11 protein-coding genes are annotated in these 13852 nt (G+C 60.8%); 3 read left to right on the forward strand and 8 right to left on the reverse strand.

The window, feature by feature from the left end; genetic code table 11:
• The 8 genes from kdpB to ACILSL_RS16100 all read right to left on the reverse strand — a co-directional run bounded on the left by kdpB (position 1) and on the right by ACILSL_RS16100 (position 8595).
• The gene (gene kdpB / locus ACILSL_RS16065; RefSeq protein WP_395733067.1) at positions 1-2022 is read right to left on the reverse strand and encodes a potassium-transporting ATPase subunit KdpB; all 2022 of its coding nucleotides are present in this window, start codon (positions 2020-2022) and stop codon (positions 1-3) included.
• Positions 2023-2063: 41 nt separating this feature from the next.
• The gene (locus ACILSL_RS16070) at positions 2064-3122 is read right to left on the reverse strand and encodes a porin (protein WP_395733068.1); all 1059 of its coding nucleotides are present in this window, start codon (positions 3120-3122) and stop codon (positions 2064-2066) included.
• A gap of 35 nt (positions 3123-3157) precedes the next feature.
• On the reverse strand, positions 3158-4870 hold the full coding sequence (gene kdpA / locus ACILSL_RS16075) for a potassium-transporting ATPase subunit KdpA (protein WP_395733069.1): 1713 nt from the start codon (positions 4868-4870) through the stop codon (positions 3158-3160).
• An 11-nt stretch (positions 4871-4881) separates the two neighbouring features.
• Positions 4882-4965 carry a K(+)-transporting ATPase subunit F gene (gene kdpF / locus ACILSL_RS16080; protein ID WP_184343343.1) on the reverse strand — a complete coding sequence of 28 codons (84 nt, stop codon included), beginning with the start codon at positions 4963-4965 and terminating at the stop codon, positions 4882-4884.
• 197 nt (positions 4966-5162) lie between these two features.
• A complete protein-coding gene (locus tag ACILSL_RS16085; protein ID WP_395733070.1) occupies positions 5163-7109 on the reverse strand; it encodes a potassium transporter Kup in 1947 nt (648 codons plus the stop codon).
• Positions 7110-7211: 102 nt separating this feature from the next.
• Positions 7212-7541, reverse strand: a complete 330-nt coding sequence (locus ACILSL_RS16090) for a pyrimidine/purine nucleoside phosphorylase (protein WP_395733071.1) — start codon at positions 7539-7541, stop codon at positions 7212-7214.
• 68 nt (positions 7542-7609) lie between these two features.
• Positions 7610-7804, reverse strand: a complete 195-nt coding sequence (locus ACILSL_RS16095; protein ID WP_395733072.1) for a hypothetical protein — start codon at positions 7802-7804, stop codon at positions 7610-7612.
• A 65-nt stretch (positions 7805-7869) separates the two neighbouring features.
• Positions 7870-8595 (reverse strand): uracil-DNA glycosylase family protein, encoded by a 726-nt coding sequence (locus tag ACILSL_RS16100; protein WP_395733073.1) that lies wholly within the window; start codon positions 8593-8595, stop codon positions 7870-7872.
• A 102-nt stretch (positions 8596-8697) separates the two neighbouring features.
• On the opposite strand from ACILSL_RS16100, the gene ACILSL_RS16105 reads away from it, so the two are divergent.
• Genes ACILSL_RS16105 through ACILSL_RS16115 form a run of 3 tightly spaced genes read left to right on the forward strand, consistent with a single transcriptional unit; the run spans position 8698 to position 13804 of the window.
• Positions 8698-9657: a trypsin-like peptidase domain-containing protein gene (locus ACILSL_RS16105; RefSeq protein ID WP_395733074.1), complete on the forward strand. Its 960-nt coding sequence runs from the start codon at positions 8698-8700 to the stop codon at positions 9655-9657.
• Positions 9658-9697: 40 nt separating this feature from the next.
• Positions 9698-11530, forward strand: a complete 1833-nt coding sequence (locus tag ACILSL_RS16110; RefSeq protein ID WP_395733075.1) for a hypothetical protein — start codon at positions 9698-9700, stop codon at positions 11528-11530.
• An 18-nt stretch (positions 11531-11548) separates the two neighbouring features.
• Positions 11549-13804 carry an FG-GAP repeat domain-containing protein gene (locus tag ACILSL_RS16115; protein WP_395733076.1) on the forward strand — a complete coding sequence of 752 codons (2256 nt, stop codon included), beginning with the start codon at positions 11549-11551 and terminating at the stop codon, positions 13802-13804.
• Positions 13805-13852 lie beyond the last annotated feature (48 nt).

Here is a 13852-nt window from a genome sequence, read left to right on the forward strand (position 1 = left end):
TTAGGCGAGGTGAAGGGTGGCGACGATGACATCAATGGCCTTGATGCCGATGAAGGGGACTATGACACCGCCAAGGCCATAGATGAGCAGATTGCGCTGCAGCACGGCGGCGGCTCCGGCAGCCCGATACGGCACGCCTTTCAGCGCGAGCGGGATGAGCGCGATGATGACGAGCGCATTGAAGATGACGGCACTCAGGATGGCGCTCTGCGGACTGGCCAGGCCCATGACGTTCAGCGGACTGATCGCAGGAAAGGTCACCATGAGCATTGCGGGAATGATGGCGAAGTATTTGGCAATGTCATTGGCGATGCTGAAGGTGGTCAGTGATCCGCGCGTCATAAGGAGCTGTTTGCCGATCTCAACGATCTCGATGAGCTTCGTCGGATTGCTGTCGAGATCGACCATGTTGCCGGCTTCGCGGGCGGCCTGCGTGCCGGTGTTCATGGCCACGCCGACATCAGCCTGGGCCAAAGCGGGTGCGTCATTCGTGCCGTCACCGGTCATGGCCACGAGATGACCTTCGGCCTGCTCGGCGCGAATGCGGCGCAGCTTGTCCTCGGGCGTGGCCTGGGCCATGAAGTCATCCACGCCAGCCTCGGCGGCGATGGCGGCGGCGGTCATGGGATTGTCTCCCGTGATCATGACGGTGCGGATGCCCATTTTACGCAGCTGGGCAAAGCGCTCCTTGATGCCGCCTTTGACGACGTCCTTGAGCTCCACGACACCGAGCACGCTGCCGCCCTCGCAAACGACGAGCGGCGTGCGTCCGGCGCGTGAGGCGGCTTCGACGCCCTTCACAACTTCCTGGGGATAAACGCCACCCAGGTTTTCGATGTGGGCTTTGATCGAATCCGCCGCCCCCTTGCGAATGCTGCGGCCATCGAGATCGACGCCGCTCATGCGGGTCTGCGCTGTGAAGGGAACGAAGGTGGCATGGGGGGCGGCGAGTTCGCGACCACGGATATTGAACTTCTCCTTGGCCAGCACCACAATGCTGCGGCCTTCGGGTGTTTCATCGGCCAGGGAGGCAAGCTGCGCGGCATCGGCGAGCTGCTGCTCGGTGATACCGGGAGCAGGACGGAAATCAGACGCCATGCGATTGCCGATGGTGATGGTGCCGGTTTTGTCGAGCAGGAGTACATCAATGTCTCCTGCGGCCTCAACGGCGCGACCACTGGTGGCCATGACGTTGCGACGGATAAGGCGGTCAATGCCGCTGATGCCGATGGCGCTGAGCAATCCGCCGATGGTGGTGGGAATCAGGCACACGAGCAGGGCGATGAGCACCGGCGTAGAGAATTCAACGCCCGAATAAATGCCAAAGGGACGCAGCGTGATGCACACCAGCAGGAAGATGAGCGTCATGGCTGAAAGCAGGATCGTGAGCGCGATCTCGTTCGGCGTTTTCTGGCGTTGTGCACCTTCCACCATCGAGATCATGCGGTCGATGAAGGTGTTCCCCTTTTCCGAGGTGATGCGAATGACGATGCGGTCGCTGATGACGCGAGTACCGCCGGTGACGGCACTGCGGTCGCCGCCACTTTCTCGAATGACGGGGGCGGATTCACCCGTGATGGCGGCTTCATCCACGCTGGCGATGCCTTCGATGACTTCGCCATCGGCGGGAATCACGTCGCCGGTTTCGCAGACGACGATGTCGCCTTTTTCCAGCGCGGGGGCGGGCACGCTGGTCTCGACGCCATTTTTCAAACGGCGTGCGAGGGTGTCCTTGCGTGCTGCACGCAGGCTGGCGGCCTGGGCCTTGCCGCGGCCTTCGGCGACGGCTTCGGCGAAGTTGGCGAAGAGCACCGTGAACCAGAGCCAGATGCTGAGCTGGGTGATGAAGCCGTGGTCCGTTTTGGAGGTGAAGATGCTCACCGTGGTGAGCACCGCACCGACTAGCGTGACGAACATGACGGGATTTTTGACCATCAGACGCGGATCAAGCTTCTGGAACGCCCCGCCGATGGCCGGGACGAGAATGGAAGCGTCAAACAGAGATGTGGGTTTATGGGACATGGTGGTATGGCCTCGGGCCTGTGGAGTTCAATGAATGAGTGTCAGGGGAAACGGATGCTGAAGGACGCCAGGAGAGAGGTGCTGCTGCGCGCCAGGGAGTCCCCACGCTGAAAGGCCGGGGTGCTGTTGCGCAGGTATCTGAGCTCCACACGAAAGAGCAGGTTCTTGGTGATCTGGCGGTCCACGTTGCAGGAGAGGCCGGTGAGCGCCGTCCTGCCCGGCAGGCTCACAATCACGCCGGAGGCATCATTGTACTGCTCCACGCGGAAGGCCGTGGCCCAGCGGTCGTCCAGTTTCCACCGCACGATGACATTGGGGGACCACCACATGTTGTTCCCGCTGGTTGCGCGCTGCTGCCAGCCGATGTCGCAGCCCAGATACATGCTCACCGCGCTGCTCAGCACCATGTGTGCATACAGGTTGTTAAAGTAGCGCATGCGGCGCTGATCGTCCGGAAACTCGCTGCCCGCATAGGTGCTCCAGTTCAGTGTCAGGCGGTCATGGGGCATCCATGCCACTTTGGTGCCAAAACCCGGCAGGCTGTTGCCCGCCAGAGGGCGAACCCGCTGCCAGCCATCCACCACGAGGAACGCGATCTCCCACTCTTTTTTGGGCTTCCATGTCAGGCGGCCGCCAGTCAAAAAGTAGGGCGAATTTTCCGCCATGAGGCTGCGGCTCAGCGTGTAGTTGTCCGCCGAAATGGCGCTTTCAAAACCGATGTGTGAGCTGAATTCCCCCACATCCAGCCAGAGGGTGCGGCTGCGGTTCAGCGCCACTCCGACATAGGTGTCGTAAAAATGCTTCAGCAGATTCGGCTCCGCCGCTAGGTTCTCCCGTGAATAGGTTCCAGCCATGAGTCCCAGGCTGCCGTGGTACCAGCCGCCGTTGAGTTCGGCCTGGATGAGCGCCAGATTAATCGCGGGGGTGTCGGTGCGGGTGTGGTTGTAGAGGAAGGCCGGCCTGCGGTGGTTCGAAGGCTCGTTGAAGTCGTAGCCATAATAGCTGTCCAAAAAGCCTTTGTAAGCCACAGTCGGCACTTCGTTTTCCGCCAGCACCATGGCAGGTGCCAGCAGCAGCAGACTGAAAAGGGATGCTTTCATGATGCAGGATCTCCGTGGTTGTTTTTTTGCCTGGTTTAGAACAAGCGGCCCTGCGCCGTGAGGAAGTGCTCAACGATGGGGCCGAGGGCGAGAGCAGGCAGGAAATTGAGCGCGCCGATGAGAAGCACGGTGCCGATGAGAAGCACTGTAAACGTGGCGCCGTTCACCGGGAAAGTGCCCGCGCTCGGCGGCACTGCTTGCTTGCCGGCCAGAGATCCGGCCAATGCCATGATGGGGACAATCATGAGAAATCGACCGATGAGCATGGCGATGCCGAGGGTGGTGTTGTACCAGGGTGTGTTGGCCGTGAGGCCCGCGAAAGCGCTGCCGTTGTTGCCAGTGGCGGAGCTGTAGGCATACAGCATCTCGCTGAAGCCATGCGGGCCGCTGTTGTTCAGACCAGCCAGGCCCCAGTCGCTCACGCTAGCCCAGGCGGTAAAGCCGAGGATGCTGAGCGTGAGCACCAGCAGCGTGAGCATGCAGAGCTTGACCTCTTTGGCCTGGATCTTCTTGCCTAGGTACTCTGGCGTGCGGCCCACCATGAGTCCTGCGATGAAGACCGCGAGGATGACAAACACGAGCATGCCGTACAAACCCGCGCCCACACCGCCGATGACGACTTCGCCCAGCTCGATCATGAACAGTGGCACGAGTCCGCCGATAGCGGTGTAGGAGTCGTGCATCGAATTCACCGCACCGCAGGAGGCGGCGGTGGTGATGGTGGCAAACAGCGCCGAATTGAAGATGCCGAAACGCACTTCCTTTCCCTCCATGTTGCCATCGGCAGCGCTGATGCCGAGGTGCTGATGGATCGGATTTCCAACGGCTTCAAAGTGTGCGCAGACGAGCACACCGCCGACAAAGAGCACCATCATGGCAGCCCACACGGCCCAGCCATGCGCCTGATTTTTCACCATGCGCCCGAGGTAGTAGGTCAAACCGCTGCCGATGGAGAAGATCGAGAGCATCTGGATGAAGTTCGAGAGCGGCGTCGGGTTTTCGAAAGGGTGTGCGGCGTTCGCATTCATGAAGCCGCCGCCATTCGTGCCGAGCATCTTGATCGCCACCTGCGAGGCCATCGGCCCCTGCGCGATCACCTGCTCCGCACCTTCGAGCGTCTTTACTTTGGTGTAGCCGTCAAAGTTTTGAATCATGCCCTGCGAGACCAGGAAGATCGCGAACACAACGCAGATTGGCAGCAGGAGGTAAGAGGTGACGCGGACGAGATCGACCCAGAAGTTGCCGAGCGTCTTCACGGAACTGCGCGCAATACCACGCACCAGCGCCGCTGCGATGCCGATGCCGGCAGCGGCGGAGGTGAAGTTATGAAACGTCAGCCCGACCATCTGCGAGAAATAGGACATCGTGGCCTCACCGCCATAGCTCTGCCAGTTGGTGTTGGTCGTGAAGCTGACAGCGGTGTTGAAGGCCAGGTGATGACTCAAGGCCGGCAGCCCCTGCGGATTGAGCGGCAGCACATCCTGCAAACGCAGGATCGCATAAGTGAACCCCACGCCGACGAGGCTGAAGGCCAGCATGGCAAAGGTGTATTGCAGCCATGATTGCTCGCGCTGCGGATCGACGCCCAGCAGCTTGTAAGCAAGCTTTTCGAACGGCTTGAGAACGGGATCCAGCCAAGTGCGTCCGCTGGCATCGAGCACCTGCATGAGGTACAATCCCATCGGTTTCGTGATGAGTGTCAGGATGCCCAGGAAGAGGACGAATTGCAGCCAGTCAGTGGAGTGCATGAGGGTATGAGTTAGAATTTTTCCGGACGCAGCATCGCCACCATGAGGTAGGCGAGCAGGGCGAGGGCGATCAGCCCGACGAGGATGGTTTCCATGGTGCGGGTGTGATTAAAGGGTTTCGCAGCCGCGTGCGTAGAGGCCGCAGAGGATGAAGCAGGCCACAGTAAGGCCGAGGTAGATGAGATCGTTCATGACGTGGAGGAATGTTGTTCCACCACCAAAGTGCCTGCTAACCACATCCTGCCGAGTTAAAGGCAGGACGTGCGGCGTCAAAAATGCGTTAAAGCGGGGCTTAAATCTCCACCTGCTGCCCCAGCTCGATCACGCGGCCCACGGGAATCTGGAAGTAAGTGGCGGGCTGCTGCGCCAGCTTGCTGGCAAAGGCGAAGAGGTGCTCGCGCCATCTCACCATGCCAGGCTGCGGACTTGGAACAATGATTTCGCGGCCCAGAAAGAAGGTCGCCTTCTCCGCCGAGACTTCCAGATCTTGATTGGAGCACTGGCGCAGCAGGCGCGGCACATCGGGCTTCTGCATGAATCCGAAGCGGCCGGTCACACGCCAGAAACCTTCCGCGAGACGTTCGACTTCCACGCGGCGGCTCGGCGGCACCCAGGGCGCGTCCTCAGTGATCAGCGTCATGAAGATGACACGCTCATGGATGGCCCGGTAGTGTTTCAAACTGTGCAGCAGCGCGATGGGCGCGCGTCCGCGAGTGCTCGACATGAAAATGGCGGTGCCGGGCACGCTGACGGGCGGGCTGCGCCTCAGGCTTTCGCAGAGCATCTCCTGACTGAGAGAGCTTTTTTCCATGGAGGCGCGCACCAGGCGGCGACCCGTGGCCCAGGTCGTCATGAGCGTGAAGATGATCACACCGACCACGAGCGGGAACCAGCCGCCGTCGAAGAATTTCACCAGGTTGGCGCTGAGGAAGGCGATCTCAATCGCGGCGAACAGCAGGCATAGAGGCAATGTTTTGAGCAGCGACCACTGCCACAGATGACGTGCGGCAAAGTAAAACAGGAAGGTGGTGATGAGCATGGTCATCGTCACGGCCACGCCGTAGGCAGCGGCGAGGTTCGTCGAATTGCGGAAGGCCAGCACCAGGGCCAGGCAGGCCAGCATGAGCAGCCAGTTCACCAGCGGAATGTAGATCTGACCTCGGGCGTGTTCCGATGTGTGGCGAATGCTGAGGCGTGGCAGGTAACCCAGCTGCACGGCGCTGAGCGTGAGCGAGTAGGTGCCGGTGATGAGCGCCTGCGAGGCGATCACCGTCGCAGCGGTGGCGAGCAGCACGAGAGGCAGCGTGGCCCATGAGGGAGCCATTTGGAAAAAGGGTGCATGCGCCAGATCCGGCTGCTGCATGAGCATCGCCCCCTGGCCGAGATAATTTAAGGCGAGCGCAGGCAGCACGAGCGAGAACCAGCCACGGCGGATCGGCCCGGCACCAAAATGCCCCATGTCCGCATACAACGCCTCACCGCCTGTGACGGCCAGAAAGACACTGCCGAGAATCACAAAGGACTTGTGGCCGCCAGTCGTCAAAAACTGCCAGCCATGCCAGGGATTGAATGCTGCGAGAATTTCCGGCCCCTGAATCAGGTGCGCCACACCGAGTGCTGCGAGTGACACAAACCACAGGCCGGTGATCGGACCAAAAAAGCGGCCCATGCGTGCCGTGCCGAGAAACTGCACCGAAAACAACGCGATGAGAATCACCATGGTGATGCCCATGATGAGCCACTCCCGCTGATCTTGCCACAGCAAGGCCGCCGCAGCCTCCACCGGCGGGCTGCCAAGCAAGCCACCATCCTTGAGACCTTCGATGGCGCTGAGCACGGAGATGGCGGGAGTGATGATGCCATCACCAAACAGCAACGCTGCACCAAACAAACCGAGCAGTACGATCACGGCGCGGCGTTTCAGCGCCTCAGACATGCCATGCGAAGCCAGCGCCATGAGCGAGAGCACGCCGCCTTCGCCCTTGTTGTCCGCACGCAGCACAAAGACGAGGTATTTGATACAGACGAGCACGATCAGCGCCCAGAGCACCAGCGAAACGACGCCCAGCAGATTGGCGTGCGTGGCGGCCACATGATGCGGGCTGTGCGGGCTGAAGCACTCCTTGAGGGTGTAGATCGGGCTGGTGCCGATGTCGCCAAAGACCACCCCCAGCGCCGCGATGACAAGGGTGGTGGTGGAGTGCTTGTGGAGGCCGGGCTTGTCTGTCGTGTCGTTCATGACGGGGGGAGAATCATCAGAAACGTTCCGGCCTCCAGTGAACGCCCGTGATGGGTGAGTTAAGAATGTGTGAAGATGCTGACGCAACCCGTCAATACCGACTTAATCCAGAAACGAGCAGATATACTCGCAGATGCCGGAGCTGACGCTGATGTCGAAGCCGCTGTTGGCAGGAACATCGAAATACTGTCCGCCCGTGTAGGTGGTCCTGACATCGCCGCCATCAAGCTTCACGACGCAGTCACCGGCCACGATCTCCATGCGCTCCGCCTTGGCGGTGCCGAAATGAAAATCGCCGGGATAGATGAGGCCCAGGGTTTTCTTGCTGCCATCAGGAAACAAAATGCTGTGGCTGACGACTTTGCCGTCAAAATAGATGTTCGCTTTGGTGACGGCGGTGACTCCGGAAAATTCGGCGGGGATGGCTGACATAAGGCACGAGAAATAGGCGATCTTTTTGCACGCGGCAAGCACCGACCTGCTTATTGACTCACCACGGATTACTTCACCGGCACCCCCTGAAGGAGGCCGATCGTGGCCCACGAACATCCCCAGCAGGCGTCAATACCAGTGGCGTCTTTGAAGGATTTTGCCTTGGCAGAGCTGTCGGAGGACCTCAAAGAGCCCATGGTCTTCCCGTCGAGACTCAGACGCTTCTCGCCGTCATGAACAAAGCCGCCCCAGTTGTTTTCCACACCTTCATTATCATGCAGGCTAATTCAAAATCCCCACGTTGCGCAAGCTTGAACCTTACCGCCACTCACTCCCACACGCCCAGCTTCACCAGCTGCTTCGTGGCGGCTCCAGCCCAGTCACGATTGGCAGCGGGGCTGGCGGGGCTGGGGTGCAGGACGCGGCCCGTTTTAAAGTCGCCTCCCATGGCTTCTTTGGCACGCAGCGCGCGCTCTTCGGCGAAGGCACCAACGCCGATCACCCACTCGGGCTGCAGGGCCTCAATGACAGCGCGCAGATGCGCATCGCAGGCGGCCTCCATGGCCACGGTTTCCGCGGCGGGCAGCTTATCCGGCGTGAAGTTGCGACCGCTGGCCTCGATGAACACCAGCGGGCAGTAATTGGCAACGAAGTGGTCTTTGAAGAAGGCTTCGGCTTTGCCGAACCTTTGGGCAAACAGGCCCCACAGGCGTCTGCCGCTGACTTCGGAATTCGGGCACTCAAAACCAACGACAGGGCGCTTCGGGTGCTCACGCTCCGGTTTGCCCACGGGCTCATGGATGCCCATCCAGTCGCGCACGGCGGCGATTTCACCAAAGGGGACGCCGGTCTGCGTCATGCCAAAGGGGCCGGGGTTCATCCCCACAAGGACGACCTTTTTGTGAGTGCTACCAAAGCGGCGCAGGTAGGCCTCATGCGGGACCCAGGCGTAGTCGAGCGGCTGATAGACATACTCGACCGGCGTGGCAAAGCGCAGCGGTCGCAGGTTTTCGCGCAGGGTCTGGGCGGCGGAGATGAGGGCGTTGGCGGGCATCGGCGCATGAGATGCGCGGAGGTTCGTCGAGTCAAGATATGCAAAAAGAACTCGTATCCTCAAACTCGTCCGCTAGAGTTTAAATCCGTGATGCGAAACAACTTGAGCTTCGGAATCCTGGTGGCGGCCTGCCTTGTGGCCTCGTCATTGTCGGCGGAAAACGTCAAGATCGTGCTCAAAAACGGCGCAGAACTGCGCGGCGAAGTGCTCAAGGATCGCGAAGACGCCGTGGTACTGGATCTCGGCCACACCGTCCTGACCGTGCCGCGCACGGAGATTTCCATCCTGGAAAAAGCCCTCACCTCCGGCACCAAGACCTCCGCCGTGCAGGGTGAGGACATCTATTTTGTGGAGCCCACACGTGAAGCCATGACGGTGGAAAAGAACGTCCAGCGCGTGGCGGAGTCCGTGGTCCAGATCCAGACGGCCTCCGGTCTCGGCTCCGGCTTCATCATCAACAAGCTCGGCTACGTCATCACCAACCAGCACGTCATCGCCGGAGAGCGGGAGATCACCGTGGTGGTGTATCGCAAAAAGCCTGACGGCCTTGAGAAACAGCAGTTTACGAAGGTGAAGATCATTGCCATGAACGGCTTCCTTGATCTCGCCATCCTGCAAATCGATGACGCTGCGGTGGGCAGCCTGCCGTTTGTCCCCATGGGCGACTCCGATGCCCTCACCCAGGGTCAGGACGTGTTTGCCATTGGCAGTCCGCTGGGGCTGGAGCGCTCGGTTTCCAAAGGCATCGTCAGCATCCGTGCACGCGAGAGCGGCGGCCGCTGGTACATTCAAAGCACGACACAGATCAACCCCGGCAACTCTGGCGGACCGCTCTTCAACGCACGCGGCGAAGTCGTGGGCGTGAACAACATGAAAACCGCCGGTGTCGGCGTCGAAGGCCTGGGCTTTTCGATTCCTTCGAACGTGCTGAAGCTCTTCCTGAAAAATCGTGAGGCCTTTGCCTTTGACCCGCGTAATCCCAACAGCGGCTTCCGCTATCTTCCACCACCAGCACCACCCCAGGAAAAAATAAAGCCGGAATCTGTAACCACCGGCGGCTGATTTTTCTGTACCTGGTATCACCCGCCTCCTTCCATCTTCTATGAAACGCGCCTCCATCCTCTTTTCATTGCTGCTTGCCAGCATCCTCCCCGCCTCCGCCGCCGACCGGCTGGAGCAGTGGTACAATCTCATGCCGAAAGACACGGTCGGCGTCATCGCCATCAAGAACACGCCGGAACTGCTCACTGACTGGGACAAGAGCAGCTACGCGAAGTTCATGCAGGACAACGAAGCCAAACGCTGGATGGCCCCCATGCGCAAAGACGGCGACGCCCCCTGGGACAAGTTCTTCAAGGACACCTACGGCAGCGGCATGTACGACACGCTCAAGGATTACCCGGGCGCGCTGGTGAGTTACCTGGTGGTCGGGGACATCACCCAGTTCGACAAAAATCCGCCGAACGTCTCGCTGTGTGAAATCGCCGGCAAGCAGAAGGAGATCGAAGCCCACAAGCTCGCCGAAGTGGAGGCCAAGAAGAAAGAGAACGCCGATGTGAAGCTCCGCACCGAGGACATCGGCGGCGTGAGCGTGCAGATCGCCGCGCTTTCTGAAGCTGCGGATGCGCCCTGGATCCTGGCCTGGGCGGTGGTGGGAGACGTGATGATCGAGGCGAACACGCACGCGCTCATGGAATACATGATCGGCGCCCTGAAGAACAACGCCGGTGATCCTCCCGGGGCCGCACGCGAGCACCTTTCCCGCATCGGCCAGGTGACCAATGGCGGCGGTGACATGCTGCTCTACTTCAACGGCGTGAGACTGCTCGAACTCGGTGAGCAGGCGTTCGCCGCCGCAGAGGCCAAAAAGAAAGCGGACGGCAAGGCCAATCCCGGCATGGGTCTCGACTTCAAGCCGAAGATGATCATGGACATGCTCGGTGCGCAGGAGCTGCAGGCCTTTGCCCTCACCGCAGAACTGACGGACACCCAGTCACGCATGGACGTGACGATCCTGCACCCCCTGAAGCCCACGGGACTTCTCTCCCTGATGCGCGGTTCGGGCAACGAAGTGACACTGCCCGCTTTCATCCCCGCCGGCATCCTGACCGCCAGTGTCTCACGCATGGACTTCGGCACGGTGTATGACGGGCTCCTCGGCATGATTGGAAAACTTGGCCCCATGTCGATGATGATCACGATGCAGATTCCGCAGCTCGAAGGCCAGCTGGGCTTCAAGATCCGGGAGGATCTCTTCGGCAGCCTGGCCGATGAAGTCATCCAGGTGCAGGATGGCAATGGAACCAAGGAAAGCCAGGTCATGGGCTTCAAGATCAAGGATGCCGACAAGCTCGGCGGCGCACTCGAAGGTCTGAAACGCTACGTCGGCGCCGGGTTCGGTGCCTTTGAGGAGAGCGATTACCTCGGCTTCAACATCAACACGCTCAAAACCACCCAGACGACCAATGCCGCCACCGAGGTGGCCTACTGCAACACCGGCAAGTACCTGCTCATCTCCGTGGGCGGCCAGGACACGCTGAAAAAAGTCCTGGGTCGCATCAAGGACCCTTCCGGCCCAAGTGTCTGGGACAATCCGCATGTGCAGAACCTTCTCTCGCTCGTCCCCAAAAACTACAGCGGTGTCGGCGTCGCGGATGCAGGCCGCCTGATGAACACGATCGCCACTGCCGCCGCCACGCTCGAAAGCAAAACCGGAGCCAAAGCCAAGGCGGCCGCAAAAAAGAAAGGCCCCGGCAAGAAAGCCCTGTCCCCCGAAGCAACGGTCGCCTCAGCCGCCGGCGGCTGGTTTGATGCCAGCGCACGTCCTTCCAATGAAACCTTCGAGCGCTACTTTGGCAGCCTGCTCAGCACCAGCTATTCCCACCCGGACGCCATTCAGATTCACTACCTGACCACTCCCGTTGAGGCCAAGTAAGCCCACCCATCGCCCGCCATGCGTCTCGCTTTCCTGCCGTTGCTCTTTGCGACCAGCGTTCTTGCTGACAAGCCCGCACTGTATTTCGACGGCCCGGAGATCGTGAAACTCGACTGGAACACCGCCAGCCCGCATGCCGCTGACTTCAATGGCGATGGCCTGACGGACCTCGCCATCGTCAATGCTTCACGGGCGCGCATCGAATTTCTCCTGCAGCGCAAGGACGGCGTGCAGTCCGGAGCTCCTGAAAAATCCGCCCGCACCGACCGCTGGAACCCGATTCTTGAGGTGTCCCGCTTTGACAAGCAGCCCCTCGTCATCGGCCGTGCCGCGCTTGCCCTCGTCGTGGGCGACTGGAATGGCGACAAGAAAGCGGACATCGCCTTCCTCACCGATGAGGACAAACTCGTGCTGCGCATGCAGGACGACAAAGGTGCCTGGGCAGCCAAGCGTGAGTTCACCCTCGACTCCACCGCAGACGACACCGAAGTGCTCGTCGCACGTGATTTGAACGGGGACGGGCGCGATGACATCGCCCTGCTCACCAGCACGCGTTTGATGGTGCTGCTGCAAACCAAGCCCGGTGAGTGGGCGGAACCACAGAACTACGCCTTGGGCGAAGGCGGCTGCGCGGGATTGACCGCCACCGATCTCAACGACGATGGACGTGCCGACATTTTCTACACCTCACCAGACGGTGACGCGCTGCTCGTCCGCCTGCAGCATGAAGGCACCACCTTTGGCGAGGAGTGGCGGCTCGAAATCCCCGCCGCGCGCCACTGGCTGCATGCCATCCGCCTGGGTGGCAAGAAGTCCGGCGTCGCCTGGATCCAGGATGAAACAAACATGGTGGAAGTCGCGAAGCTCACTCAAGGCGCCGCTGAACCCGGCTCCGACCACGCCGCCACCATCCGCTACGCCATGCCGCCCACGGAATCTAAAAGCGGTGCCGTGGCCTATGGAGACCTCACCGGCGACGGCCACGCCGACGTCTTCATGTCCGAGCCCAAGGCGGCACGTGGCTGGTTGTTTCAGGGCAGCGCCAGCGGCGCCTTCAGTGAGGGGCGTGAGTTTCCCATCCTCAGTGGTGTGGAGTCCCTGGCCATCGCTGATGTGGATGGCGACAAAAAAGCCGAGCTGGTGCTGCTCAGCCCCGGCGAGCAGTCCATCGGTGTCGCCCACTGGCAGGTCAACCGCCTGCTCTACCCCGAGATCATTTATCAGTCCAAAGAGGGAGAAACCCTGCTCACCCTGACCACCGATTCGGCCGTTCTTTGCGTGACTGAGATCAAGTCCAAGCCCCAGCTCGTCACGCTGCGCAAGACTGCCGGAGCCAAAGGCTTCACGGCCACTACGCAGGAGCTCACCATCAAGACCGGCCGCATCAACGGCATCCGCGTCGTCGACGCCAATCAGGATGGCCGCGGCGATCTCGCCCTGTTTTCCAATCTCGGCCCCATGCAGCTGCTGCTGAGCACCACGGACGCCAAAACGCCCTACAAGCGCGTCGAAGGCATCCCGGATTCCTTTGTCAGTAAACTCACCCCCGCCGCGCTGACCACGGGAGATCTGGATGGCGACGGCAAGGCGGAGATCATCATCGCCCATCAGCAGCTGGCGCGTGCATTCAAGGTGGATGCCGAAGGCAAGGCGGCCATCGTGGAGCAGTTCAACGCCCCTGATGCCGCCGCCGAACTGCACAGCGCGCTGGTCTCCCGCAAGGGCGGCAAGGTCTCCGTGCTGCTGATTGACGCCACTCACAGCAAGCTGCACGAACTCACCGCAGGCACCGACCGCGTCTATCGCGCGGACCACACCCATGCGCTGCCCGCCATGACGCCCGAGCAATGCGTTCTCATGAAGGCAGAGCAAGGCACCAAGCTGCTGCTGCTTGGCAAAACCAGCTTCCAAATCGCTCCATTGGATGGCTCCACGCTCAAACTCGAAACCGTGGCCACCTTTGACAGCGAGCTCAAGGACACCACGCCCACCGACCTCATGGCCGCCTCGTTCTCCGGTGAAGACATGGATGACATCGCCCTGATCGACACCGCCAAGAGCCGCGTGATCGAAATTTTTCAGCCCGCCACCGGGCAAAAATGGGAGAGCGCCATGTACTTCCGTGTCTTCGAGACGGATCCGCATGTCCGCGGCAAAACCGGCCTCGAAAACGAGCCCCACGATTACGCCGCAATGGATCTCAATGGTGATGGCCGCCTGGATCTCTGCCTGCTGACGCATGACCGGGTGCTGCTGTATGTGCGGAAGAAGTAGAAGTGATGCGGGCACTCCTGCCTGCAAAACGAGCGTCCCGGGCCATTC

The organism is Prosthecobacter sp. (assembly GCF_044222345.1).
GTDB lineage: Bacteria > Verrucomicrobiota > Verrucomicrobiia > Verrucomicrobiales > Verrucomicrobiaceae > Prosthecobacter.